The sequence below is a fragment of the Bifidobacterium sp. W8112 genome (assembly GCF_016101425.1).
Taxonomy (GTDB): domain Bacteria; phylum Actinomycetota; class Actinomycetes; order Actinomycetales; family Bifidobacteriaceae; genus Bombiscardovia; species Bombiscardovia apousia.
Genome location: NZ_JACFQN010000002.1, coordinates 225,217 through 249,889 on the forward strand (window position 1 = coordinate 225,217; position 24,673 = coordinate 249,889).

At 64.2% G+C, this 24,673-nt stretch carries 21 protein-coding genes; 5 read left to right on the top strand and 16 right to left on the bottom strand.

Features of this window, described 5'->3' with window-relative positions:
• Positions 1-58: 58 nt before the first annotated feature.
• Genes H3T92_RS05315 through mraZ form a run of 6 tightly spaced genes read right to left on the bottom strand, consistent with a single transcriptional unit; the run spans position 59 to position 6,374 of the window.
• Positions 59-1,585 (bottom strand): UDP-N-acetylmuramoyl-tripeptide--D-alanyl-D-alanine ligase, encoded by a 1,527-nt coding sequence (locus H3T92_RS05315; protein WP_198189510.1) that lies wholly within the window; start codon positions 1,583-1,585, stop codon positions 59-61.
• A 9-nt stretch (positions 1,586-1,594) separates the two neighbouring features.
• Positions 1,595-2,476 (bottom strand): UDP-N-acetylmuramyl peptide synthase, encoded by an 882-nt coding sequence (locus H3T92_RS05320; protein WP_101432126.1) that lies wholly within the window; start codon positions 2,474-2,476, stop codon positions 1,595-1,597.
• Positions 2,477-2,522: 46 nt separating this feature from the next.
• Positions 2,523-4,304: a peptidoglycan D,D-transpeptidase FtsI family protein gene (locus H3T92_RS05325; RefSeq protein WP_198189511.1), complete on the bottom strand. Its 1,782-nt coding sequence runs from the start codon at positions 4,302-4,304 to the stop codon at positions 2,523-2,525.
• On the bottom strand, positions 4,301-4,792 hold the full coding sequence (locus H3T92_RS05330; protein WP_198189512.1) for a hypothetical protein: 492 nt from the start codon (positions 4,790-4,792) through the stop codon (positions 4,301-4,303). Before H3T92_RS05330 ends, H3T92_RS05325 begins: the two co-directional genes overlap by 4 nt.
• A complete protein-coding gene (gene rsmH / locus H3T92_RS05335) occupies positions 4,789-5,880 on the bottom strand; it encodes a 16S rRNA (cytosine(1402)-N(4))-methyltransferase RsmH (protein ID WP_198189513.1) in 1,092 nt (363 codons plus the stop codon). The genes H3T92_RS05330 and rsmH overlap by 4 nt, the downstream gene beginning before the upstream one ends.
• Positions 5,881-5,891: 11 nt before the next feature.
• Positions 5,892-6,374, bottom strand: coding sequence for a division/cell wall cluster transcriptional repressor MraZ (gene mraZ, locus H3T92_RS05340; protein ID WP_198189514.1), 483 nt, complete (start codon positions 6,372-6,374; stop codon positions 5,892-5,894).
• 277 nt (positions 6,375-6,651) lie between these two features.
• Here mraZ and H3T92_RS05345 point away from each other — a divergent pair, with 277 nt between their 5' ends.
• Complete coding sequence (locus H3T92_RS05345) at positions 6,652-8,886, top strand: HelD family protein (protein WP_198189515.1); 2,235 nt, start codon at positions 6,652-6,654, stop codon at positions 8,884-8,886.
• Between the two features lie 104 nt (positions 8,887-8,990).
• Here the strand turns inward: H3T92_RS05345 and nrdR are convergent, their stop codons facing one another.
• Positions 8,991-9,473 carry a transcriptional regulator NrdR gene (nrdR, locus tag H3T92_RS05350; RefSeq protein ID WP_024627226.1) on the bottom strand — a complete coding sequence of 161 codons (483 nt, stop codon included), beginning with the start codon at positions 9,471-9,473 and terminating at the stop codon, positions 8,991-8,993.
• 157 nt (positions 9,474-9,630) lie between these two features.
• Positions 9,631-10,059, bottom strand: a complete 429-nt coding sequence (locus H3T92_RS05355) for a LysM peptidoglycan-binding domain-containing protein (protein WP_198189516.1) — start codon at positions 10,057-10,059, stop codon at positions 9,631-9,633.
• 88 nt (positions 10,060-10,147) lie between these two features.
• Here H3T92_RS05355 and lexA point away from each other — a divergent pair, with 88 nt between their 5' ends.
• Positions 10,148-10,990 carry a transcriptional repressor LexA gene (lexA, locus tag H3T92_RS05360; protein ID WP_415873698.1) on the top strand — a complete coding sequence of 281 codons (843 nt, stop codon included), beginning with the start codon at positions 10,148-10,150 and terminating at the stop codon, positions 10,988-10,990.
• Between the two features lie 3 nt (positions 10,991-10,993).
• On the opposite strand, the gene H3T92_RS05365 is transcribed toward lexA, so the two are convergent.
• The 3 genes from H3T92_RS05365 to hflX all read right to left on the bottom strand — a co-directional run bounded on the left by H3T92_RS05365 (position 10,994) and on the right by hflX (position 14,523).
• Complete coding sequence (locus H3T92_RS05365) at positions 10,994-11,923, bottom strand: cation diffusion facilitator family transporter (protein WP_198189517.1); 930 nt, start codon at positions 11,921-11,923, stop codon at positions 10,994-10,996.
• A 71-nt stretch (positions 11,924-11,994) separates the two neighbouring features.
• A complete protein-coding gene (locus tag H3T92_RS05370) occupies positions 11,995-12,957 on the bottom strand; it encodes an L-lactate dehydrogenase (protein WP_024627229.1) in 963 nt (320 codons plus the stop codon).
• A 99-nt stretch (positions 12,958-13,056) separates the two neighbouring features.
• A complete protein-coding gene (gene hflX, locus H3T92_RS05375) occupies positions 13,057-14,523 on the bottom strand; it encodes a GTPase HflX (RefSeq protein WP_332460636.1) in 1,467 nt (488 codons plus the stop codon).
• Between the two features lie 222 nt (positions 14,524-14,745).
• Here hflX and H3T92_RS05380 point away from each other — a divergent pair, with 222 nt between their 5' ends.
• From H3T92_RS05380 to H3T92_RS05390, 3 genes are read left to right on the top strand one after another with little or no spacing between them, the layout of a single operon-like run.
• Positions 14,746-15,408, top strand: a complete 663-nt coding sequence (locus tag H3T92_RS05380; protein ID WP_232341931.1) for a class I SAM-dependent methyltransferase — start codon at positions 14,746-14,748, stop codon at positions 15,406-15,408.
• On the top strand, positions 15,405-19,472 hold the full coding sequence (hrpA, locus tag H3T92_RS05385; RefSeq protein ID WP_198189519.1) for an ATP-dependent RNA helicase HrpA: 4,068 nt from the start codon (positions 15,405-15,407) through the stop codon (positions 19,470-19,472). The genes H3T92_RS05380 and hrpA overlap by 4 nt, the downstream gene beginning before the upstream one ends.
• Positions 19,469-20,356, top strand: a complete 888-nt coding sequence (locus H3T92_RS05390) for a hemagglutinin (RefSeq protein ID WP_198189520.1) — start codon at positions 19,469-19,471, stop codon at positions 20,354-20,356. Before hrpA ends, H3T92_RS05390 begins: the two co-directional genes overlap by 4 nt.
• 9 nt (positions 20,357-20,365) lie before the next feature.
• On the opposite strand, the gene glnA is transcribed toward H3T92_RS05390, so the two are convergent.
• Genes glnA through hisB form a run of 5 tightly spaced genes read right to left on the bottom strand, consistent with a single transcriptional unit; the run spans position 20,366 to position 24,615 of the window.
• Entirely contained in the window at positions 20,366-21,703 is a 1,338-nt protein-coding gene (gene glnA, locus H3T92_RS05395) for a type I glutamate--ammonia ligase (RefSeq protein ID WP_121914009.1), read from the bottom strand.
• A 46-nt stretch (positions 21,704-21,749) separates the two neighbouring features.
• Positions 21,750-22,481, bottom strand: coding sequence for a bifunctional 1-(5-phosphoribosyl)-5-((5-phosphoribosylamino)methylideneamino)imidazole-4-carboxamide isomerase/phosphoribosylanthranilate isomerase PriA (gene priA / locus H3T92_RS05400; RefSeq protein ID WP_198189521.1), 732 nt, complete (start codon positions 22,479-22,481; stop codon positions 21,750-21,752).
• Between the two features lies 1 nt (position 22,482).
• Entirely contained in the window at positions 22,483-23,232 is a 750-nt protein-coding gene (hisH, locus tag H3T92_RS05405; protein ID WP_198189522.1) for an imidazole glycerol phosphate synthase subunit HisH, read from the bottom strand.
• Positions 23,233-23,263: 31 nt separating this feature from the next.
• Positions 23,264-24,016 carry a hypothetical protein gene (locus H3T92_RS05410; protein ID WP_198189523.1) on the bottom strand — a complete coding sequence of 251 codons (753 nt, stop codon included), beginning with the start codon at positions 24,014-24,016 and terminating at the stop codon, positions 23,264-23,266.
• On the bottom strand, positions 24,013-24,615 hold the full coding sequence (gene hisB, locus H3T92_RS05415; RefSeq protein WP_024627238.1) for an imidazoleglycerol-phosphate dehydratase HisB: 603 nt from the start codon (positions 24,613-24,615) through the stop codon (positions 24,013-24,015). Before hisB ends, H3T92_RS05410 begins: the two co-directional genes overlap by 4 nt.
• Positions 24,616-24,673 lie beyond the last annotated feature (58 nt).

Genomic DNA, 24,673 nt, shown 5'->3' on the forward strand with positions numbered 1-24,673 from the left:
CTTGGATGCTGTCCTTGAACGTTCTACCCCGCTGTGGGGATGCCAGTAGATTCATGGCTCAGCCCTGCCACCGGTCGGCCAGACCGGACAGGCCGGACATGTGCGAGCCCTTGAGCAGGACCAGATTTTGCCGATCCGGATGCTTGGCGCATAGGCGGCGAACCATGTGATCGGCCTGGTCAGCATCCTGGGCGAAGAGGACACGCATGGCCCCAGGCTGTTCCTCGCTGGGATCAGACAGGCCGCCAGAGCCACGGACCAGGGCATGAACCAACTCGTCCATCTGCTGATCCTGGCAGCCCACCGCGACCAACGCATCAATGCCCAACCGACGGCAGTAGGCGCCGATGTCCTGGTGCAGCTGCTCCCCTCGATCGCCCAGCTCAAGCATGACCCCCAGGACGGCTATCCGATAGACCGGACCGTCGGATCCTTTCCAGGCGGCCAGAGCGTCCAGACCGGCCCGCACGGAGTCGGGATTGGCGTTGAAGGAATCGTCAATCAGGGTGAAGGAGGCATCCGGCAGCCGGACTGAAGACAGGGCCATTCGATGCGGGCTGATTTGCCGCTGTTGACCCAGCTCATCGGCGATGCGCCCTGCGTCCAGACCCAGAGCGTGGGCAACGGTGGCAGCAGCCAGGGCATTCATGATGTTGTGCCGTCCTGGAATGCCCAGACGCAGCCGAACTGGTTGCTGGCCACGCAGACGCAGCTCGAAGGCCGGCCTGTCCAGGCTGTCGCTGTCCAGGTAGTGAGCCGAGCCGTCCAGGTCGCGGTCCTGCCCGCCGTCATCAGCGGCCATGCCAAACCGCAGAACGGGCCCAGAGGCCAGATCAGCCATGGCAGCCACCCGGGAATCGTCGGCATTGAGCACGGCGGTCCCGCCCGGCACCAGGCCTTGCACGATCTCGCTCTTGGCCTGGGCGATGCGGCCCACGGAGCCGAATTCGCCCAGGTGGGCTACTCCCACCTTGAGGACCAGAGCCATGTCCGGGGGAACCATTGTGGTCAGCCGGGCGATCTCACCCACATGGTTAGCACCCATCTCGGCCACCAGGTAACGGGTGTCCGGCCCCACCTCCAAGGCTGTCAGAGGAAGGCCGATCTCATTGTTGAAGGATCCGACCGGAGCCACCACCGGACCCAGGAGGGCCAGCAGGGAGGCCAGCAGATCCTTGGTCGTGGTCTTGCCAACAGAGCCCGTGATGCCGATGACCGTGAAGGGGCTGGCGTCCTGACGCCGATGGTCTATGTTGGCCCGCGCCAGCAACCCCAGGGCGGCAACCGTGTCGTCCACAAGAATCTGCGGCAGGTCAGCGCCCGGAACGAGATGGTCGACCAGGGCCGCACGGCAGCCCTTGGCTCCCAGACCGGGGACATAGTCATGGCCGTCCACATGCTCGCCCTTGATGGCTACGAAGAGCCCATCGGCTCCCGCCTGCCGGGAGTCGGTCACCACCCGCATGCGCACGGACCCTTGGTCGGGTTTGCGGCCAGGACCGACTTCAACCAGCCGACCGTGCACATATTCGACGACCTCTTCCAGGGTCATGGGCATGGACCCGGCCCCTACAGACTGACTCATCCTCACCTCTCAGGACATTTCGCGGGAGACGCGCAGGGCGCTCCTGATGTTGTTGCGTTTGACGCCGGCGGCCATGGTCATGGCGATGCACAGGGACAGATCGTCGCTCTGTGCATCGGCAGGCAGGGACTGGCGGGCCAGCCCGTCGGATTCCTCGTTGCGCTTGGCCACGATGGTGTGCCCGCCCAGGTTGAACCCGTATCGGCGGGCCCTGGAGATCAGCCGTACGTGCCGCATGTCGCGGGTGGAGCCCTCCTGGGCACCCAGGGCCACCACATCCAGATCCACCGCCTGCAGGGCATCTCTGGCCAGGGTCTGTTCGTCCACGGAGATGACCACGGCGGCCGCCCCATCCTCCAGGGCGATGGACAGACTGCGCTGCACATCGAACATGCTCAGGGGATATTCCAGATCCAGTCGCCGGTCCAGCGAGTATGAGCCCTTGGCGCTGAGAATGCCGACAGGATTGCCCAGCACATGCAGGAAGTCGGCTAAGAGATCCACCTGCTCCTGCACCTGGGAACCAACCAACGCGAACACAGCCAAGGCCCCTGAAGGGTCACCGGCGGCATTGGCCAGCAACTGGCCCATCTGCCAGGCATGCATGGTGCCGAAGAGCAGGGGTATGCGGGCCCGGCCCACCTCGTGACGGGCCGAGGCCGGCAACAGGGCCGCATAGGCGCCGCGAAGCTCAGCCTCCTCAATCATGCCTTGGTCCACCTGCCGGTCTGCAGGCACGTAAAGGCTGCCTGGCCGCACTGAGGGCAGGTCGTCCACCAGTGAAGTCACCGTCACTGGTTCAGCGAAATCAGGGACCAAGGTCAGCCCGTAGCGCCCCTTGAGCTGACCCAGGGTCAGTCGTCGGGAGATTGATTCACTCAGCGCACTCATGCTGCAATCTCTCCTTCGTCCGGGAACGCCATGATGCCTGCCGGTATCACCATGTTACCGGGATAGCATCGGTTCTGGGCGGGGACGTGGGGACCTGGTATTTCTGCATAAGGAATTCACCGATCTGGGCGAAGATGGGACCGGCGGTGATGCTGCCGAAAACGCCATCGCTGCTGTGGGGGTTTTTCAGGACCACGGTGACCACAAAATGAGGGTCGTCAGCAGGCAGGATGCCCACCCAGTCGCTGATGATGCCACCCAGGCCGCCCGAGCTGTCGGCCACCTCGGCGGTACCGGTCTTGGAAGCCACCCGATAGCCCTCTACCTTGGCCGTATTCTGGTACTTTTCAGCCACCGACTCCATGCCGTTCATCACCGTAGCCGCCACCTTCTCATCCACGACCCTCACCCGATTGGCCTTGACGGCACCCTGATCGCGGATGATGGTCTGATCTGCCCGGACCCCCTTGTTGGCCAGGGTGGCGATGACGTTGGTCAGCTGGATGGCGTTGGTGGCATAGCCCTGGCCGAACAACACCGTGTTGCGGGTGCGCCGATCCCAGGTCTGAGGCGAAGTCAGCAGGCCCTTGGACTCCCCCGGCAAACCTAGTGCCGAAGCCTGGCCGATGCCGAAGCGGGTCAGATAGTCGTAGCGCTTCTGGTCCGGGTAGTGTTCGCCGGCCATGACCATGCCCACGTTGGAGGAGTTCTGCAGAATGCCGGCCAGGGTCCAGTGCTCCACGGGGTGGTCGAAGGCGTCCTTGTACTGCTGGTTGTCCACGGTGATGTGGTCGGGCACGGTGAAGCGGTCACTCATGGAGTGCACCTGCTCCTGAAGCATGCCCGAGATCGAGATGGTCTTGCCGATGGAGCCAGGCTCGAAGGTCTCCGCCACCGCCCGCGAGGAGTTGACCTTGGCCTGGTCGCTGCCAGCCTGGTAATCGTCAGTGTCGGCCAGGGCCAGGATCTCGTTGGTGCGGGTGTCCTGGACGACGGCCAGGGCCCAGTCGGCATGAAAGCGCTGGCAGCCCGACTTGAGGGCCTGACGGACGTACCACTGAACGTCCTGATCAACGGTCAGGGTCACATCCTTGCCGTTGACCGGATTGCGCTGACGGGTCACGGTTCCGGGGATCTCCTGGCCAAGCATCCCCTGCTGGTAGACCGTGTAGCCGTCAGAGCCGGTCAGCTGCCGATTCTCCATCTGCTCGATCCCGGCCACGCCCTTGCCGCTGTCGTCGATGCCCCCGATCAGGGCTCCCATCAGATCCGCATGCGGATACGTGCGTTCGCTGCTCAGCTCTGCCGTGATGATCCCCTGCAGCCCCAGCTTGTCGATGGAGCGCTTGACCTCGGGAGTCACCCGCTTGGCCAGCACCACGTACCGTCCAGGGACGCTGAGCTTGCCGCCCAGCTCCATGGCGTTCATGCCCAGAGCCGGCGCCAAGAGGCGGGCCACGCCGGCGGCACCGTCAGCGCCCACCGGATGACCCTTGATGCTGTGGCAGTCACTGCCTGTGCGCTTGGTGCAGTTGACAGGTATGAAGGATGCGGCCGCCTCGGGATCACCGATGATGTTGTATCGTTCCAGGCTCTGGGCCAGCACCCGGCCATTGACATCAAGGATGCGGCCACGCTGGGCCTTGATGGTGTGCGGCACCGTGCGGCCCGCCGCAGCGGCTTGCGCCATGGACCTTCCGTCGAAGAGCTGGATATAGGCCAGCTTGCCCAGGGCCAAGGCGGCCACCAGGACCAGGATCAGACCTACAGACAAGGAACGTTTGCAGAAGGACAGGTGCCATGAGCGTTTGGTTTCCTTGCCGCTCATGGATGTTCCGCCTTGCCCTGGGCGCCCTGAGGGGGCTTGTAGCCCTGCAGATCGATGGAGTTCAGGCCCTGCTGGGGCTGCATGCCCAACTGCTGGGCCTTGTCCGGCAGGGAGGCCTGGAGTTGGTCGAGCTTGTTCTGGTCATCCTGGACGTCCTGGGTCAGATTGCTGATTTCATGCTGGACCCTGGTGGCCTCGAAGGAGTCCTGGACCATCTGGGTGCGCAGCATCAGGGATCCGAACATGCAGGCGGCCAAAAAGATCACGGAGGCCATGATGCGCAAGAGAGGATTGCCGCGGGTCCGCGTCCAGCCGATCAGACGCCGGGCCCCCTCAGCCACTGGACCTCGTTCGGGACGGCGGGCCTTGCCTGCCTTGCCTGTGCCCTTGATCAGACTGAGCTCAGGCCTGGTGGGCATCTCCTGGATGCGAGGATGACCCTTGTCCGGAGAGGCCTTGGAACGGACTGAACGTGCTGGCATGGTCATGACCGGCGCCTCGATTCCGAACTGTAGCCGGCACGACGATGGCGACCTGCTGAGCCCTGCCCACGGGCCTCGGCCTGGAGCCGGCGACGACGCTCCTCCGGAATGTCTCCGATCATCTCAACAGCCCGCAGGCGCACTGAAGCGGACCTGGGGTTGCGTTCCCGCTCGGCAAGGTCGGCCTTGATGGCGCCATGAGTCAGATCCGACAGGTAGGGGCGGGCCTGATCCGGCACCACCGGCATGCCCGCCGGCAGATCCACGTGCAGTCCCGGCGCCATGAAGCGCTTGACCATGCGGTCTTCCAGGGAGTGATAGGACTCCACGACCAGACGACCTCCCTTGGCCAGCCGCAGCATGGCCTGGGGCAGGGTGCGCCTCAAACGATCCAGCTCTCCATTGACCTCGATGCGCAGGGCCTGGAAGACCCTCTTGGCCGGATTGCCCGGCGGACGATGGCCACGCGGCACTGCCCTATCCACCAGACGGTCCAGTTGAGCAGAGGTGGTCAGTGGCTGCTCCTGCCTGGTTTCGACGATGGCCCGTGCGATGCGGCCTGCATAGCGCTCCTCTCCGTACCGGGAGAAGATGTCGGCCAACTGGTCCTGGTCATACTCGGCCAGAACTCGTGCGGCCGTCAGCTCCTGGCTGGTGTCCATGCGCATGTCCAGCGGGGCGTCCTGCCGGTAGGTGAATCCCCTGTCGCGCTGGTCGATCTGCAGGGAGGACAATCCCAAATCCATGAAGACCAGGTCCACTTGCCCCAGGCCCAGGGCATCCAGCTGCTGGTCCAGCTGATCGAAGGGGGCGTGCACCGGCGTGAAGCGGTCGGCCAGACCCTCGTCGCGCATCCGGCCAGTGGCCAGATCCAGGGCCTGGCTATCCCTGTCTATGCCAATAAGACGGGCCTCAGGGCAGGACTTGAGGAAGGCGGTGGCGTGACCAGCCAGGCCCAGCGTGCAATCCACAGCCACGGCCCCCGGGTGCTCCAAGGCAGGTCGGGCCAGTGCAAGGCAGCGTTCCAGCAGGACGGGACGGTGGACCTTGCCGCTGTCCACGGCCTCCTGGTCGGGAGGATTGCGTTCTGACATCAGGGCCTCCATCAGCAATCCACCGCCGGAAGAACATCATCGGCAATGTCGGCATAGCCCTGCTCCTTGCTCTCCAGGTAGGCAGTCCAGGATTCCTGATCCCAGATCTCAGCACGAGTGCCCACACCGATGACCACGACGGGGCCCGTCAACCGTGCATAGGAGCGCAGCATGGGCGGAACCAGGATGCGGCCCTGCTTGTCGGGGACCTGGTCGACGGCGCCGGACAGAAATATACGCAGGTAGTCCCTGGCCGATTTGTCGCCCATGGAAGTGTGTTGGATGCGCACGGCCATCCGTCGAAATTCCTCGGTGGGCAGCAGGCTGACGCAACGTTCTTGCCCACGGGCCATGACCAGGCCCTGACCCAGCTGGGCGCGGAACTTGGCTGGCAGCGCCAGGCGGCCCTTGGCATCCATCTTGGGGGTGTAGGTGCCCAGCAGCATGGGCGGCAGGGAAGGCGAGGCGGCATCTGCGTCATATATATCGGCCATGCCCCACCTCCAATGCCAGTTTGGTAACCATAGGACGGCCCCATCGGGTAGCGTCCCCTACGCAGTGCTCCCCACTTTACCCCACTTATCCCCATTGCTCACCACCTTGACACCGCTTCAGGCCCAAATCCAACCATTCGCCTCGCCAAAGAATCCGCCTCGGCGTTTCGCCACTCGGCAAAGAGGGCGCGGCCAAGGGTCAGCAGGTCCGAAAAAGTAGAGGTCGAGCGGTATATTGGATCATCCGATTTTTGAACATTCCACAGAACGGACGCACATGTCGAGCTATTCCTCACAGCTGCATGAAGAGCAGACGGCGGTGGACAGGGCCTACGGCCGTCTGGACGAGCTGCGGGCACAGGCCAGGACCAGACTGGACGCGGTTCGGGCCGCCGGCTCCCACGGTTCACCCACCCAGCGTACCGAGCGGGATTCCTTCGCCAACATGTACGAGGATCGGCTCACCCAGCTGCGGGCCGTGGAGGACCGTCTGGTCTTCGGCCGACTGGATACAGCCCAGGGCGGCCGGCGATATATCGGACGACTGGGCCTGCTTGACAGCAACCATGAACCCATCCTGACCGACTGGCGTGCCGAGGCCGCACGCCCCTTCTATGAGGCCACCCCGGCGGACCATGGCGACATTGTCATGCGCAGGCACATCACCCTCAACTTCCGCCAAGTCACCGGCATCGAGGATGAGGTTCTGGACCTGTCAGCCCCAGAAGTGGACAAGGCGGCCCAGGGCGGCACCCTGGCCGGTGAGGGCGCGCTCATGGCATCCCTGTCCAGTCGCCGCACCGGGCAGATGACCGACATCGTGGCCACCATCCAGGCTGAGCAGGACCGGATCATCCGCTCCCCCATGACCCGTCCACTGGTGGTCCAGGGCGGACCTGGCACCGGCAAGACGGCCGTGGCTCTGCACCGGGCGGCTTATCTGCTTTACACCCATAGGCGTCGACTGGAGAGTTCAGGCGTGCTGATCGTTGGGCCCAGCAGCGCCTTCCTGCACTACATCGACCAGGTCCTGCCCTCCCTGGGCGAGACCGGAGTGCTCAGCCGCACCATGGGCGACCTCATCCCCGGCATCAGCACTGAACGCCAGGAGGACCCGCACGTGGCTCGTCTCAAGGGAGACATTCGCATGGCTGAGGCTGTAGCCAACGCCGTTGCCTCCCGGGAACGGGTGCCTGCCTCCCTGCCCACGGTCAAGGTGGACGGGGTGGCCGTCCCCATGCTGGCGGTCGACCTGGAGCAGGCCCTGATCGATGCCCGACGCAGCCACCAGCCCCACAACAAGGCCCGGAACACCTTCGTGCGCTCGGCTTTGAACGCCATGACCGCCCGTTATGCCGAAGGGGTGGACTATCAGCCCGGAGCCGAGGAACTTGCCCGGGTCACCTCCCTCTTGAGACTGAACGACCAGGTGCGGCGGACCCTCAATCTAGCCTGGCTGCCCATGAACCCCCGCTGGCTGGTCAATGACCTCTGGTCCAGGCCGGACCGTCTGCGCCGGTTCGCCCCCTGGCTGACCCCAGAACAGATTGATCTGCTGACCCGCCAGGACGGCGCCGAACTGACCGTATCCGACATCCCTATCCTGGATGAGGCCATGGAGTTGCTGGGCCCCGACCCCCGCCAGGCGGATCGCGACCAGGCCGAAAAGGCCCGCCGCGATGAGGAACGTCGCTTTGCCAGCGACACCTTGGCCCAGAATGGCATCGGCACGGGCATCGTAACCTCGCAGATGCTGCTTGATTCCATCAACGGTCAGGACGAGAACCAGGCAGCCACTCAGGCAGCCGCCGACCGTGAATGGGTCTACGGGCACATCGTGGTCGACGAAGCCCAGGAGCTGACGGCCATGGACTGGAGGATGCTGGTCCGGCGTTGCCCATCACGGTCCTTCACCATCGTCGGGGACGTGGCACAGACGGCTGCTCTGGGAGGCACCAGGTCCTGGGCCTCCACCATGGACGCGCTTTTCGGACCGGATGGTTGGGACCTGCGGCTGCTGACCATCGACTATCGCAACCCTCGTCAGGTATCCAACCTGGCCTCCTCATTCGCGGCCTCCGAGGGTCTGGAGGTTTCAACGCTCAAGGCCGTGCGCGAGGTGGAGGGATCAGTCAGCCATCTGCGGGCTGACGATCAGGCCAGCCTGCTGGACCAGCTGCCTGATCTAGTGGGCGAACTGTCGGAACGTCACCTAGGCAAGGACGGCACCGGACGCCTGGCCATCATCGTTCCTTGCGCCCTGGAAGCTGAAGTCAGCTCACGGCTGCATATTGATAAGGCTCAGGAGCATCAGATCACAGTCACGACCACAGGTCACACCAAGGGCCTGGAGTTCGACGCCGTGGTTCTGGTTGAGCCTGGCGCCATCCAGGATGAGGCTCCTTCCAGGCTGAGCGCAGCGGCCGACCTCTATGTGGCCATGACACGCCCCACCCAGGAACTGGTCATTGCCCAGACTTCCGGGGATCAGAGGTTGTTGAACCTGGGATGAAGTGTTAGCCACAGGCCAGCCCCGTCACACACTGACGGCAGCTGCCGGCCTGGTGGGGTGTGGGCCTGTTGCGGTCAGAATGGCCGGTGTCGGCATAGCCGAATTCAGGACTGTGCAGTGGCAGACTGCTCTTCAGCTGACTGGTCTTCGGCGCGCAGGGTGTCGATGGCCTGCTGGAAGTCCTCCAAGTTGCTGAAGTTGCGGTAGACCGAGGCGAAGCGCAGATAGGCCACTTCGTCCAGCTCCCTGAGAGGCTTCAGGATGGCCCTGCCGACCTCTTCCGAATCGACCTGAGCCAGGCCACGTGAACGCAGATCCTCTTCAACCTGCTGGCCCAAGAGTTTCAGGTCATTCTCGTCGATGGGCCTGCCTTGGCAGGCCTTCCTCACGCCAGCAATGACCTTGTCGCGGTTGAAGGGCTCGGCATTGCCTGAGCGTTTCATAACCAAGAGGATTGAGGTCTCCACCGTGGTGAACCGACGCGAGCATTGCGGACACTCACGGCGGCGTCTGATGGCATGGCCGTCGTCGCTGATTCGCGTATCCACAACCTTGGTATCGGGATTCTGGCAGAAAGGACAGTGCATATGCAACATCATAGCGCCTAAGAACCTCAAGACCCACGTATACCGGGCCTATCAGCGTATAACACTGGACAAACTCCTCGAATTCGGCTAGTACCTTTTTCCAGTCGACAGGCTATTGAAGCCCCATTGTTCATTCCCTGTGCCGACGATCGCTGCCTCACTCGTCGCTGGGAATGAGAATTCGGTCTCCGACGCGCAGATTGGGTGAGGACATATTGTTGATCCGCATGATGCGGTCTACGTTTTTCGTGACATCCTCGCCTTGCGGCGTGATTGAGGCCGCGTAGGACCAGACATTATCGCCTGGACGAACTGTACGGGTGACGACCTCCTGCGGTCCTGGAGCGGAGCTGGCCGGACGAGCCATCAATCCGACCCCAGCCAAGGTCAGGGCGCTCACTGCCAGAAAAACCGCGAATCTGCGTATGATGACACCCGCAAAACCATGTTCGGACAACCAAGCTGCTATAGCTCTGTGCAGACAAGCCATCATGGACGAGAACACCGCACTGACATGCACCCGGCAGGTCGAAAACACGTTCCAAGACGCAGACGTGCGGGAACTGGCACAGGTACGAACAGCCATGGCACACCTCTTTCGAACATTTGTTCTATCGAACAGATGTTCTCATTGTGACACCGCAACCGCTGTTTGGCAAGACCGATTCGAACATTTGTTTGATTTTTCACTCCCGGCAGGTTACACTGGGTTCAGTTTCCAAGGAAAGGAGCCATCCGTGAGCACCATCCCCTTTGCCGGGTCTGCGACCATGAGCTCCGCCAGCCAGTCCACCGCCACTAAGAACGCAGCCTCTCAGGAAAACGCCGCCAGCACCGAGAGTCCGGATCACGGATCCAGGCCTGAGCTGACCGATAGGCAAGCCAGGGTGCTGGAAGCCATCAAGCGTCATCTGTCAGAGCGCGGATACCTGCCCTCCTACAGGGAAATCGGAAGAGACGCGGGACTGCGCAGCACTTCTTCTGTCAAGCACCAGCTTCAGGTCTTGCAGGATTTGGGCTACATTCGTCTGACCGCCAATAAGGGCCGTGCCATTGAACTGGTCCAGAGCCATCCCGAGCCGAGCGCAGGAACCGCAAGAATTGTCCCTTTCCCTGACCCACAGGCCGACGAGGCCATCATGCAGTCGCGCGACGTACCACTAGTCGGCAGAATTGCCGCTGGCCAGCCCATTCTGGCCGAGCAGCATGTGGACGATGTCATGCGTCTGCCCGAACGTTTGACCGGATCCGGAGAGCTCTTCATGCTTGAGGTCCATGGGGATTCCATGGTCGATGCCGCCATCTGCGATGGAGACTTTGTCGTCGTCCGTCGCCAGCAGGAGGCTGAGAACGGGGATATCGTCGCAGCCCTGCTGGACGACGGGGCCACGGTAAAGACCTTCCGCCGCGAGGAGGGCCACGTTTGGCTGATTCCCCACAACCCGGCCTACTCCCCCATCGACGGCACCCACGCCGTCATCATGGGCAAGGTGGTCACCGTTCTGCGTAAGGTCTGAGGGCTACATGTCCAAATGCTCGCCGCTGCTGTCCCGGTGGCCTTGGGGCTCTATCTGAAAGGTCGTGTGTTCGACCGAGACCGGGAAATGATCGCGCAGGCAGCGTTGCATGCTGGTAAGAATGCGCTCGTTTTCGACAGCCGTCGTGCCCTGGCGCACTACCACATGCGCCGTCAGCTGCGGCAGACCCGTGGAAACACTGTTGGCATGCAGATCATGAACCTCTAGTACACCGGGCACGCCCTCCAGGTGCTTCCTGACCTTGGCCATGTCGAGCTCGGCCGGAGTCTCCTCAAGAAGCACGGAGACACTACTGGCCAGCAGCTTGATCGCACGGGGAATCATCAGCAGCGCAATAAGAGCTCCCGCCACGGCATCAAAGCCGGCCCAGCCGGTGATCATCATGACCACGGCTGAAACCAGAACCGCCACCGAGCCTAATGCGTCGTTGACCACTTCGAGAAAAGCGGCACGCATGTTGAGGTTGTCCTTATGCCCGGAGGCCAGGACCAGGATGGACCCTACATTGGCGGCCAGGCCCAAAATGCCGAAGAAGAGCAGCAGCCCCTGCTGATGGACCTGATCCCGCCCAGGTGACCAGAGTCGCAAAACGGCCTCCACAATGGCGTAGATGCCCACAACCAGCAGAACCAGAGCACCGCCAGCCGCCGTGATGACCTCCAGACGGGACCAGCCCCAGGTACGTCGGTTCGTGGGGCGACGCTCCATCAACACGGCAGTGACCGTGGATGCGATCAGCACAGCCATGTCCGTCATCATGTGCCCGGCATCGACCAGCAGAGCCAGGCTACGGGTGACCACGGCGCCGACAACTTCAGCCACGAAGACCGATCCCGTCAGCGCCAGGGTCATCAGCAACTGTCGACGATGGGCGGATCCGCCACCCCGGACACCACCTTCATGTGCGCTCATGCATACCCCGATTCATCAGTCACCAAAGTATGTCGCCAGGGGTCATAAGGCAAGAGTCTTCTGAGAAATACTCAGAAACCGAACTTGCTGGCAGTCTCCTTGAGAGTCTCGGCGGAGCGCTTCAGAGCGGCCAGTTCGCCGTCGCTCAGCGGAGTGTTGATGTGAGTGTTGACCCCGTCACGGTTGAGCACGCTGGGCACCGACATGCACACGTCCGATATGCCGTGGAAGTCCTCCAGCAGGGAGCTGACCGGCAGGATGCGATCGGTGCCGTTCAGGATGGACTCGATGATGTCCACGCCGGACATGGCGATGGCGAAGTTGGTCGCCCCCTTGCCCTCGATGATCTGGTAGGCGGCGTTCTTCACCTCCTGGTGGATCTCCTCGCGCTTGGCCGCGTCCAGAGGCTCATGGCCGGGCAGCTCCATCCAGTCGCACATGGGCACCCCGCCGATGGTGGCCGAGCTCCAGAGCGGGACCTCGGAGTCGCCGTGCTCGCCGGCGATGTAGGCATGCACATTCTTGACGTTGACACCGGTCTGCTGACCGATCAGGTACCGCAGCCGGGCGGAATCCAGGTTGGTGCCCGAACCGAACATCTGGTTGACCGGCAGCCCGGACAGCTCCAGGGAGACCCGGGTGACGATGTCGACGGGGTTGGTGATCAGCAGGAAGATGGCGTTGGGAGCCACTTCGACCATCTGAGGGATGATGGACTTCATCATGTTGATGGTGGCGCCGGCCAGGTCAAGCCGAGTCTGTCCCGGCTTCTGCCTGGCTCCGGCAGTGATGACCACCATGTCGGCATCGGCGCAGATCTGCGGATCGTCTGAGCCGTCGATGGTGACCGTGGGGTAGAAGCTGGATCCGTGTTGCATGTCGCGGACCTCGGCCTCAACACGCTGGGCGTTGATATCCTCAAGGACGATCTCCCGAGCCACACCGCGCTGGGCCGCCGAAAAGGCCAGAGTCGACCCCACGGCTCCGGCTCCCACGATTGCTAGCTTGGTTGGCTTGATTGATGATTCCGCCATAGTTTGATGGACCTCTCTTATCGGAACCCGGGAAACGGGTTTGCCGCTGACAACATACGTAGTCTACCCAGCATAGGTGACCTGGCGTGCGCATGCCCCTTAGGAGCTCAGCCCGGCTGATGGCGTGTCACCCGCTGGGGCCTGCAAGGGCTTCTGATCAATGGCCTGGTCAAGCACGGCAGCCGCCAGCCGGTCGTCCACATCAGCGCTCAGCGCAACCCCATCGGCCCGGTATTCCAATGAATTCACTCGTCCCAGCTGCCGTACCTGCTCCAGCAGGGAGCCACTGGTGTAGGGCAGGATGGCCTGGACATGCACAGCGGGGGCGGGCAGCAACTCCTCCACCCGTCTGCGCAGGGACTCCAGGCCCTGACCCTGCCTGGCCGAGACCAAAAAGGCATCGGGCTCAAGGTTGGCGAGCCGCTGCCGGGCATCCTGATCGATCAGATCAACCTTGTTGAAGACCAGCAGACGGGGAATGGACTCGGCGCCGGGGATGTCCGCCAGCACGGCATCCACAGCCCTGATCTGCCCAAAGGGATCGGGGTGGGAGCCGTCCACAACGTGCAGAATCAGGTCGGACTGCCCCACCTCCTCCAGGGTGGATTTGAAAGCCTCGACCAGCTGAGTAGGCAGGCGGCGGACGAACCCGACCGTGTCCACATAGACGTAGAGCCGGCCGTCAGCCGCCTTGGTGCGCCTGACGGCCGTATCCAGGGTGGCGAAGAGGGCGTTCTCCACCAGTTCCTCGGACCCGGTCAGCCGGTTGGTCAGCGAGGACTTGCCGGCGTTGGTATACCCCACCACGGCTACGGCCGGCAACTGATAGCGTCGCCGGGACCCACGCTTGACCTGACGAGAGGGGGCCATCTGGGCGATCTGACGCTTCAGCCGCGAAATCCGCCGCCGGATGACCCGACGGTCTGTCTCGATCTTGGTCTCTCCCGGGCCGCGGGAGCCTATGCCGCCGGCCTGCCCGGCAGCCTGGCCGCCGGCCTGGCGGGAGAGGGATCCGCCCCAGCCGCGCAGTCTGGGCAGCATGTACTCCAGCTGGGCCAGCTCTACCTGGGCCTTGCCCTCGCGGCTGGTGGCATGCTGGGCGAAGATGTCCAGGATCAGGGCCGTCCTGTCGACCACCTTGACCTTGGTGACATCCTCCAGGGCCCGCCGCTGGGAGGGATGCAGGTCGTCATCGGTGATGATGGTGTCGGCACCCAGCCGGGCCACAATATCCGCCAGCTCCCGGGCCTTGCCCGAACCCAGGTAGGTGGCCGGATCGGGCTTGACCCGCTGCTGGAGCAGTCCGTCAAGCACCTCAGCCCCGGCGGTCCGCGCCAGGGCGGCCAGCTCGCGCAGGGACTCCTCGGCCTGACCGACGGTGGTCCGCGAACCCGACCAGACGCCGACCAGAACCACCCGCTCCAGACGGACCTTGCGGTACTCCACCTCGGTGACATCCTGGAGCTCACCCAGTCCCTCGACATGGCGGAAGGCGTTGCGGCGGCTGCGCTCCTGCCACTCCTGATCCTGGCCCTGCCCGACCTGCCCTTCGCTGCCGGTCAGCACCTCGGACTTGTGGGCGAGCGGGTCCTGGTGGGCATCGACAGCTGCTGGGCTATGCTCTTGGGTCGGTTGTTCTTGGGTCAAAGGCACCTCTGCATCGATCTATGGACTAGGGAACGAATCCGGTGTAGGCGGAATCATGACACAGTCTTTATTATCATCTTCTTAGCAGACATCAGCGAGCGCCCGAGGGACGGGCAGGATTCAAAGACAGACAGGATGGACATGACGCACAGGGACCATGGCAGCAGCCGGGGGCAATCCTCCAGGACCGGGACGGATGGAGGCGAACAGTACTTCGTAGCCCGTCCGGCCTCCCCCGACCAGCGGCGGACCATCCAGGTGGAGCTGGCCGGCCGCACCTGCCAGGTGGAGGTCTCCCACGGGGTCTTCTCGTCGGGCAGGCTTGACCTGGGCACCTCGGTCCTGCTCAAACGCGTCCCCCAGCCCCCGGCCGAGGGCGACTTTCTGGACCTGGGCTGCGGCTGGGGGCCTATCGCTCTGAGCATGGCCATGCAGGCGCCCAAGGCCAACGTCTATGCTGTGGACACCAACCTGCGGGCTCTGGATCTGACTTCCCGCAATGCACAAACCCAGGATCTTGACAGGGTGCGCACCCTGACCCCGGAACAGGTGCCGGAGGATCTGCGCTTCGACCTGATATGGTCCAATCCGCCCATCCGGGTGGGCAAGGCGGCCCTGCACGACCTGCTGATGACCTACCTGCCCAGGCTGAAGCCCCAAGGCCGGGCCTACCTGGTGGTCCAGCGCAACCTGGGCGCCGACTCCCTGATCCCCTGGCTGGCTGAGGCCCTGGGCTCCGGCTGGACGGCGGAGAAGTATGCCTCGTCCAAGGGCTACCGGATCATCGAGGTGGGCCGGGCATGAGGTTCGAGTATCCTGCCGAGCTGCCCATCAGCGCGGCCAAGGAGGACATTGTCCATGCCGTGCAGTCCTCCCAGGTGGTCATCGTCTCCGGCCAGACCGGCTCGGGCAAAACCACCCAGATCCCCAAGATCCTCCTGGAAATGGGTCGCGGCGACCACGGGCATCAGATCGTGCACACCCAGCCCAGAAGAATCGCCGCCAGAACCGTGGCTGAGCGCATCGCCTCGGAGACGGGCACCAGGCTGGGCGACCAGATCGGCTACCAGGTCCGGTTCACCGACAAGTCCAGCCGCAGCACCCGCCTGCGAGTGGTCACCGACGGCATCCTCCTGGCGCAGATCCAGGGCGATCCCCAGCTGCGGGCCTACGACACCATCATCATCGACGAGGCCCACGAGCGCAGCCTGAACATCGACTTTCTGCTGGGGTATCTGACCGCCCTGCTGCCCAAACGGCCCGATCTGAAGCTGATCATCACTTCGGCCACCATCGATTCGGTCAAGTTCCGCGACCACTTCGCCAAGGCCCTGCACACCCAGGTGCCCGTGCTGGAGGTCTCCGGCCGCACCTACCCGGTCCAGACGCTCTACGAGCCTGCCGGATCGGCCCCTGCCCTGATGCGGCATGTCCCCGGGTTCGACTCCGATCAGGAGGGCCAGGACAGGGAGGAGCCGGACATCCCCCAGGCGGTGGCCCGGGCCTGCGCCGAACTGGTCATCCACTCCACCCATGTCGACGGCCCCAGGGACATCCTGGTCTTCGCCGCCGGCGAGCGCGACATCCGGGAGTACGAGACTGCCCTGCGACGGCACTTCGGCCCACGGACCTCCGACATGCGCCGCCCGGACGCCCTGGAGATCATCCCCCTCTTCGCCCGCCTGTCGGCCAAGGAGCAGCACCGGGTCTTCGAACACCATGGCCATCAGCGCATCGTCATCGCCACCAACGTGGCCGAAACCTCTCTAACGGTGCCGGGCATCCGCCATGTGGTGGACCCGGGACTGGCCAGGATCAGCCGTTACTCCAAGTCGGCCAAGGTCCAGCGCCTGCCCATCGAACCCATCTCCCAAGCCTCGGCCGATCAGCGTGCAGGCCGCTGCGGACGTGTGGCCGACGGCATCGCCATCCGCCTGTATGCCAAGGACGACTATGACACCCGTCCCAAGTTCACCGACCCGGAGATCCTGCGCACCTCCCTGGGCTCGGTCATCCTGCACATGCTCTCGGTGGGTGTGGCCCATACGGCCGAGGACGTCACCGACTTCGGCTTCATCGATCCGCCCGACACCCGAGCAGTCAGCGACGGTCTGCGGGAGCTGACCGAGCTGCAGGCCATATCCCGCCAGCAGGGCCTCATCCGGCTGACCAGCCTGGGACGACGCCTGGCCAGGATCCCCATCGACATCCGTCTGGGCAGAATGATCCTGCAGGCCGGCCAGGACGCCACCCCGGACACCCTGGCCGCCGTTCTGGTGGTCGTGGCCTTCCTCTCCCTGCAGGACCCGCGGGAGCGCCCTGAGGAGAAGCGCGAGGAGGCCGACCGGATCCATGCCCGCTACGAGGACCCCTCCAGCGACTTCCTGACGGCCCTGAACATCTGGAACCATTTCTTCCCGCAGGACAAGGAGCCCTCCAACGGGAGCCTGCGCAAGGCCTGCAAACAGGAGTACATGGCCTTCCTGCGCATGCGGCAGTGGCATGACCTTTACCGGCAGCTGGCCCAGATGTGCCGAGGCCTGCACATGAAGGTAGGCTCGCCTGTACCCGTCAAGGGACCGGATCAGGCCCTGCTGGACCTGCCTATGGGGCAGCAGGCGGCACACGCCCTGGTCTGCTCCTGGGACGACCAGGGCATCCACCGGTCCATGCTGGCTGGTCTGCTCTCCAGCATGGGCATGCAGGTGGTCCACGAGCCCAAGGCCTCCGATTTCGCCGGCCTGCATGGCGCGGCCCGGGCCAAGGCCATGAAGCGGGCGCGCCGGCAGGCCAAGAACGACTATCAGGGTGCGCGCGGCACACATTTCGCCATCTTCCCAGGCTCTGCACTCTCCAAGGCCAATCCGCCCTGGATCATGGCCGCTGAGCTGGTGGAGACCTCCCGGCTCTGGGCTCGCTGCTGTGCGGCCATCGATCCGGCCTGGGCCGAGCCCCTGGCCAAGTCCCTGACCAGGACCACCTACGCCGAACCCCACTGGTCGGCCTCCCGTGGTGCCGCAGTGGCGACCTCCAAGGTCCTGCTCTACGGTCTGCCCATCGTGCGCGACAGGACGGTCCAGTGGGCCCGGATCAACCCCGGCCAGGCCAGGGACATGCTGATACGCCAGGGCCTGGTCCAGGGTGACGTGCGCGAGCGCTTCCCCCATGACGGCTTCATCCAGGCCAACCGACAGGTGCTCAATGAGGCTGGCGAGCGGACCAGCCGAACCCGCCAGGTGACCGGCACGGTCACCGAGGAGGACCTCTACGATTTCTACCAGGAACGCATTCCCCAGGAGGCCACCTCCCTGGCCGCACTGGGCTCTTGGTGGCGGAAGCACCACGATGCGGACCCCCACCTGCTGGACTTCGACCCTGACAAGGTGGAGCGCCTGAACGACCAGTCCGCCTCCTACCGACCCGGAGACTACCCCGACCACTGGCACACCCTGGGCACCGACGGCCGGCCCATGGACCTGCCCCTGACCTACCGTTATCAGCCGGGAGAACCGGATGACGGCATCACCGTTCACATCCCCTTGCACTGCCTGAACCAGCTGACACCAGGGCAGTTCAGCTGGACCGTGCCCGGCCTCCTGGACGATCTGATCACGGCCACCATCAAGTCCCTGCCCAAGACCCTCCGGGTCCAGTTCGTCCCCGCCCCTGACGCCGCCCGGACCATCCGCGCCTGGATAGACGGCCACTATCCCCTGCTGCCCGGCGCCGATCCCGCATCGGCAGAGCAGGCCACCTACGGGTCGGCGGACCAGCCTGCGGACGAACGTGGACACGATGCAGGAAGCCTTCCCGCCGGAGGCTGGCCGGACTTCGAGCAGGCCTTCACCGCCGCAGCCATCGATACGGTCGGCGCCCAGCTTCACCCGGAGGTTTTCACCCAGGACAGGCTGGAACGACTGCCCGACTACCTGCGGCCCACCTTCCAGGTGGAGGAGAAACGGCGCCACGGCCATGCCAAGGTCCTGGGCCGGTCCAAGTCCCTGACCGACCTGCAGCGCGACCTGGCCGGACAGGCCCGGCAGTCGGCCCGGTCCCGGGTGGACTCCCAGGCCAGCAAGGCCGCCCGACAGGGCCAGGTGGTCAAGAGCGCCGACCTCCTCCACCAGTCCGGCGCCACGACCAAGCCACGCGAGGAACTGATTTGGCAGGCCGCCCTGGACAAGCTCCACCTGCCTGCCCAGAGGATCTCCTCACGCTGGCTGAGCCGGGAGGCCCTGATGCTGGCCTCGGCCCCCTACCCGGACACCTCCGCCTTGGCCGAGGACCTGCAGATGGCCGCTGTCAAGCGCCTGATCCCCCACACCGAGACCATCACCGACGACCGGACCCTGCAGGAGGCTGTGGCCGGCGTCAGCCAGGTCTACGAGGACACGGTGTATCAGGTGGCCAAGGATGTGGTCGCCATTCTGGAGACTTCGGCCCAGGTGGACAAGGCCGTATCAGGCCCGGCTGATCTGCCCCTGCTCTCGGTCCTGCAGTGGATACGCCAGCATTCGGCTACTCTGGTGGCCAAGGGCTTCATCGGCGCCGATCCCCCCTATGCTCTCCCCCGCCTGCGCACATATCTGAAGGCGGACCAGATGCGTCTGGACAAGGCCCGCAGGGACAAGGACCGTGACGTACGATGGGCCTGGCAGGCGCAGACCGCCCAGGATCTGGTGGACCAGGCGGCCAAGACGGCCCAAGCTCTGCCCGCCGGTCCCGGACGAGACCAGGCCATGGAACGTGCACGAAGGGGACGCTGGATGATGGAGGAGTACTTCGTCTCCATCTGGGCCCAGGAGCTGGGGACAGCCATCCCTGTCAGCCTGCAACGAATCAAGAAGGCGCTGGAAGGAAAACCATGAGCACAAGGCCATCGGGACGATCACGCAGGGGCGGCACCAAACGCGGACGGACGACCCTCCGCCGCGCGCAGACCCTGGGGGCCGCCCTGATGGCCATAGTCCTGGTGGTCGCCCTGTGCATCCTGGCTGTCCGCTTCGTCTCCTACCGGCTGATGGTAGGCCGCGTCATCCGCCACCAGGAGGAGCTGTCCCAGGAGTACGTTTTCAATCCTGGCAAGATCATCACCGATCACCGCTTCCATGACACCCTGGACATGAACGCCGACGACGTCCAGGCCTTTTTAAACAACCACGAGGCCTCATGCAACGGATCCACCTGCCTGCGCAGCCTGCAGATGGATGTTCCCGACCGTCCCGGTGACGGTCTCTGTGATGCCTACAAGGGCGGCAAGAAACAGAGCGCGGCTCAGATCATCGACGGGGCCGCCCGCTCCTGTGGAATCAGCCAGAAGGTCCTCCTGACCATGCTGCAAAAGGAGCAGCATCTCGTGGCCACCAATCATCCCCCCACCCAGGTCCAGCTTCGGTCGGCCATGGGCCTTTCCTGTCCAGATGATGCAGACTGTGACACCCGCTATGCCGGATTCTTCAATCAGGTCTACGGGGCTGCCCACCGATTCCGCTACTATCAGGCCCACCGGGACCAGTACGGCTACCAGACCAAGGCCCTGAACGATGTGCGCTTCAGCCCCGATGGCTCCTGCGGCAGCGGCAAGGTCTACATCGAGAACGACGCCACTGCCCTGCTCTATATCTATACGCCCTACCAGCCCAACGAGGCAGCACTGCAGGCAGGCGACGGCGAAGGCGACCGCTGCTCCAGCTACGGCAACCGCAACTTCGTCATCATCTACAACAACTGGTTCGGCCGATCGGACCAGTGAGTCCTGGTTTCAAAGTCTGGGCAGGTAATAGGCCAGCTCGTAGGGGGTGACCTGCCGGCTGTATCCGGCCCACTCCCGGTGCTTGTTGCGCAGGAAGTACTCGAAGGTCTGCTCGCCCAGCACCTGGGCCACGAAGTCCGACTTCTCCATGACCTTGAGCGCCGCGTCCAGGCTGTCAGGCAGGGGCTCGATGCCCATGGCCTGCCGCTCGGCGTCGGTCAGCTCCCAGACATCATCGCTGGTGGGCTCGCCCAGGGTCATCTTCTGCTCGATCCCGTCCAGGCCGGCGGCCAGCAGCACCGAGTAGGCCAGGTAGGGGTTGGCCCCCGGATCCAGCCCACGGAACTCCATCCGGGCCGAGTTGCCCTTGCCGGGCTTGTACTGGGGTATGCGCAGAAGCGCGGACCGGTTGTTGTGCCCCCAGCAGACGTAGCTGGGTGCCTCGGCCCCGCCCCAGAGCCGCTTGTAGGAGTTGACGTACTGGTCGGTCACCGCGCAGATCTCGGCCGCATGGGCCAGGATGCCGGCGGCGAACTGCCGGGCCGTCTGGGACATGTTGAACTCCTGCCCTACCTCGTAGAAGGCGTTGGTGTCCCCCTCGAACAGGCTCAGATGGGTATGCATGCCCGATCCCGGCTGGTCGGTGAAGGGCTTGGGCATGAAGCTGGCGTAGATCCCCCGCTCCAGGGAGATCTCCTTGACTACGGTCCGGAAGGTCATGATGTTGTCGGAGGTGGTCAGGGCGTCGGCATAGCGCAGGTCGATTTCGTTCTGCCCCGGTCCGGCCTCATGGTGGGAGTACTCCACCGAGATGCCCATCTGCTCCAGCATATTGACGCAGGCCCGTCGGAAGTCCATCCCCGGGCTGCGGGGCACATGGTCGAAGTATCCGCCCTCGTCGATGGGGGTCGGGGTCTGGGACCAGTCCTCCTGGTTCTCGAACAGGTAGAATTCGATCTCCGGATGCGTATAGAAGATGAAGCCCTTCTCCTTGGCCTTGGCCAGGGCCCGCTTGAGCACGTGCCGGGGATCCCCGCTGCTGGGCTCGCCATCCGGGGTGAGCACGTCGCAGAAGATCCGGGCTGTGCCCTGCGGTCCGCCCCTCCAGGGAAGGATCTGGAAGGTGGACGGGTCGGGCTTGACGATCATGTCGTCCTCGGAGACCCTGGTCATGCCCTCGATGGCCGAGCCGTCAAAGCCCAGCCCCTCCTCGAAGGCCACCTCCAGCTCGGTGGGCGCTATGGCCACCGACTTCAGGGTTCCCAAGACGTCGGTGAACCAGAGACGAATGAACCGGACATCGCGCTCCTCGACAGTGCGCAGCGCGAACTCCTCTTGCTTATCCATAGAGCTTATGCTCCCATTCCTATATTTCGCAGACTTGCTTGTAGCGTTAACAATGCCCCGAGACCAGGTCCAGTGCCTGCCCCAGGGTGAAGGCCCCCTCATAGAGGGACTTGCCCAGAATGGCGCTGTCCACGCCCCGATCAACCAGATCCAGGATGTGGCTCAGGTCATCCAGGCTGGATATGCCGCCCGATGCGGTCACCCTGGCCGGGGTCCGGTCAGCCACCTGGCCCAGCAGGTCCAGATTGGGGCCGGTCATCATCCCGTCGCGGGTCACGTCGGTAACCACGTACCGGCTGCACCCGTCCCGGTCCAGTCGCTCCATGGCCTCGAAAAGGTCCCCGCCCTGTCTGGTCCAGCCCCGGGCAGCCAGGGTGTGTCCGCGCACGTCCAGACCCACGCAGACCCTCTGCCCGTAGCGAGCCAGAACCTGGCTGGTCCACTCCGGATCCTCCAGTGCCGCCGTGCCGATGTTGACCCGGGTCGCACCTGCATCCAGGGCGGCCTCCAGGCTGGCATCGTCACGGATGCCGCCGCTCAACTCCACCTTGACGCGATCGCCTAGCTGGTTGACCAGGGCGGCCAGCTTGTCACGGTTGTCTCCGGTACCGAAAGCCGCATCCAGGTCGACCAGGTGGAGCCACTCAGCCCCCTGGTCGACCCAGGCCTTGGCTGCATCGGCAGGCTCGCCGTAGACCTTCTCGGAGCCGGAGACCCCTTGCTTGAGGCGGACCGCCTTGCCGCCACGGACATCGACAGCGGGTAGGAGCGTCAACATCTCATTCACCTTTCTCAGAGGGAAGTCCGGAAGCCCCGGGCAGGGTCCGCACCCAATTGGTCAGCAACCGTGCCCCGGCCTGACCGGATTTTTCAGGATGGAACTGGGTGGCGCTCAAGGGACCGCACTCATAGGCAGCAACGAACCTGCTGCGCCCATAAGTGGCCCAGGTAACCAGCGGTTCACCGAACGATGCACCCTCTGTTGACTCTGGCTGCCTGTCGCCATGCTCATTCAACGCCGATACTCGTAGGGCCAGATCGGGCTGTGCCAGGCCGGCACGGTCACCCCCCTGCACCGCCATGGCCGCATAGGAGTGGACGAAGTAGAAACGCTGGTCCTGGATCCCCGCCAGCAGTTGTGTCCCCTGAGGCGCCTGGACATGGTCCCAGCCCATATGGGGCACCACATCAGCGTCCAGTTTGGTCACCCGGCCGGGGATCAGGCCCATTCCGGGCTCGCTGCGGCCGTCCTCGTCCCCGAACTGGAACATGATCTGAAGGCCTATGCAGACCCCTAGAACCGGCAGGCCCTGGGCCAGACGGTCCAGGATGATCCGGTCGCCGCCGACGGCGCGCAACCCTGCCATGCAGGCTCCGTATGCTCCCACGCCGGGAATGACCAGGCCGTCGGCCTTCATGGCCAGGTCCGGGTCGGCGCTGATCTGCGCATCGACCCCCAGCTGGGAGAGGGCATGCACCATGGATCTGACATTGCCGAACCCATAGTCAAGCACCTGTATCCTGGTCATGTTCCTCCTAGCAGGTCTGTTGTCCCAACGACTACTCGACGCGACCCTTGCGGGTCGATCCTCCGGCCCCGAACCTGGTGTGCGAGGCGATGATGCCCATGGCCTTCTCGCGGTTGTACTCCCCCGAGTCGAAGATGGCGGCCCCATCCTGGCGCAGCCTGTCCACGGTGGTGGTCCCGATCATCAGGTCCTCCACGAAGTCGGCGGTGGCAGCAAAGAGGATGGGCGGCGCAAGCGTCTGCCCCGACTGCCCGCTGATCCAGAGGGTCACTTCGAGCTTGTCGGCCCGGTTGACCGCCAGGATGGCGCTGAGCCCGGATACGACCGTGGTCAGATCGCGGATGGCTGCCTCGGGTCCGTCACCGTCCAGGTTTCTCAGGACAGCCACAGCACCCTCACGGGCCTGGATGCACCAGGCCGAGATATCGGAGATCTGGCAGAAGGCCGCCAGAAGCTCTGCCGAAGCCAGACGGGTCACCATGACGGCGGCCTTGGCCCGGTTGCCGATCAGGCCTTCAAGCTCTTGGTCGAAATCGGCAGCAACGCCATCGGCCCCGTCTGGTTCCACCGACGATTCGCCAGTGGGCGCGGAATCCGAACCAGCCTCGTCATCCACGCCTGATGCAGACTGTTCAACGGGCTGATCCGCTTGATCCTGGCCCTCATTGAACTCGGCCTCAAAGCTGGCCAGGGCCCGCTCGACCTCCTCCTCGCTCAGATGATGGCCGGAATCCGGCAGGTCCTGATCCTTGCCGTCATTGTTATCGTGTTCATCAGCGCTCATAGCGACCCCTTGGTGCTGGGGATGCCCTTCACCCTGGGATCAGGCTCCACGGCGAAGCGCAGAGCCCTGGCCAGGGCCTTGAACTCAGCCTCGGCGATGTGGTGCGGATCCCTGCCCGACAAGAGTGTCAGATGCAGGCAGATGCCGGCATGCAGGGCGATGGACTCCATGACGTGCCTGACCAGGGAGCCGGTGAAGTGCCCGCCGATCATGGCGTACTCGAATCCCTCAGGCTCACCGGTGCAGACCGCATAGGGCCTGCCGGAAATATCGACCACGGCTCGGGCCAGGGCCTCGTCCAGGGGGACGGTGGCGTCGGCGAAGCGTTTGATGCCCCGCTTGTCGCCCAGGGCCTGGGCCAGAGCCTCGCCAAAGACGATAGCCACGTCCTCGACGGTGTGATGAACGTCGATCTGGGTATCCCCGCTGGCCTTGATGGTCAGGTCGATCAGGGAATGGCGGCCCAGGGCCGTCATCATATGGTCATAAAAGGGAACCGAGGTATCGATGTCGGTCACTCCGGTGCCATCCAGATCCAGACTCAGGCTCACCTTGGATTCACTGGTCTGGCGGGTGATGGTGGCTGTTCTGCCTGCCATTGCTGCTCCTCCGCTTTCTGCCGCGCACTCCGTCCGAACTAGGTCTTCTGCACGGCGT

Bases quoted from the DNA above. Each gene is read 5' to 3' on its own strand.
- hisB (WP_024627238.1), bottom strand. From the start codon at position 24,615: ATGGCAGGCAGAACAGCCACCATCACCCGCCAGACCAGTGAATCCAAG.
- H3T92_RS05355 (WP_198189516.1), bottom strand. From the start codon at position 10,059: ATGGCTGTTCGTACCTGTGCCAGTTCCCGCACGTCTGCGTCTTGGAAC.
- H3T92_RS05325 (WP_198189511.1), bottom strand. From the start codon at position 4,304: ATGAGCGGCAAGGAAACCAAACGCTCATGGCACCTGTCCTTCTGCAAA.
- H3T92_RS05320 (WP_101432126.1), bottom strand. From the start codon at position 2,476: ATGAGTGCGCTGAGTGAATCAATCTCCCGACGACTGACCCTGGGTCAG.
- H3T92_RS05390 (WP_198189520.1), top strand. From the start codon at position 19,469: ATGAGCACAAGGCCATCGGGACGATCACGCAGGGGCGGCACCAAACGC.
- priA (WP_198189521.1), bottom strand. From the start codon at position 22,481: ATGTTGACGCTCCTACCCGCTGTCGATGTCCGTGGCGGCAAGGCGGTC.
- H3T92_RS05345 (WP_198189515.1), top strand. From the start codon at position 6,652: ATGTCGAGCTATTCCTCACAGCTGCATGAAGAGCAGACGGCGGTGGAC.
- nrdR (WP_024627226.1), bottom strand. From the start codon at position 9,473: ATGCACTGTCCTTTCTGCCAGAATCCCGATACCAAGGTTGTGGATACG.
- rsmH (WP_198189513.1), bottom strand. From the start codon at position 5,880: ATGTCAGAACGCAATCCTCCCGACCAGGAGGCCGTGGACAGCGGCAAG.
- H3T92_RS05380 (WP_232341931.1), top strand. From the start codon at position 14,746: ATGACGCACAGGGACCATGGCAGCAGCCGGGGGCAATCCTCCAGGACC.
- H3T92_RS05315 (WP_198189510.1), bottom strand. From the start codon at position 1,585: ATGAGTCAGTCTGTAGGGGCCGGGTCCATGCCCATGACCCTGGAAGAG.
- H3T92_RS05370 (WP_024627229.1), bottom strand. From the start codon at position 12,957: ATGGCGGAATCATCAATCAAGCCAACCAAGCTAGCAATCGTGGGAGCC.
- mraZ (WP_198189514.1), bottom strand. From the start codon at position 6,374: ATGGCCGATATATATGACGCAGATGCCGCCTCGCCTTCCCTGCCGCCC.
- glnA (WP_121914009.1), bottom strand. From the start codon at position 21,703: ATGGATAAGCAAGAGGAGTTCGCGCTGCGCACTGTCGAGGAGCGCGAT.
- H3T92_RS05410 (WP_198189523.1), bottom strand. From the start codon at position 24,016: ATGAGCGCTGATGAACACGATAACAATGACGGCAAGGATCAGGACCTG.
- hisH (WP_198189522.1), bottom strand. From the start codon at position 23,232: ATGACCAGGATACAGGTGCTTGACTATGGGTTCGGCAATGTCAGATCC.
- H3T92_RS05365 (WP_198189517.1), bottom strand. From the start codon at position 11,923: ATGAGCGCACATGAAGGTGGTGTCCGGGGTGGCGGATCCGCCCATCGT.
- H3T92_RS05330 (WP_198189512.1), bottom strand. From the start codon at position 4,792: ATGACCATGCCAGCACGTTCAGTCCGTTCCAAGGCCTCTCCGGACAAG.
- hrpA (WP_198189519.1), top strand. From the start codon at position 15,405: ATGAGGTTCGAGTATCCTGCCGAGCTGCCCATCAGCGCGGCCAAGGAG.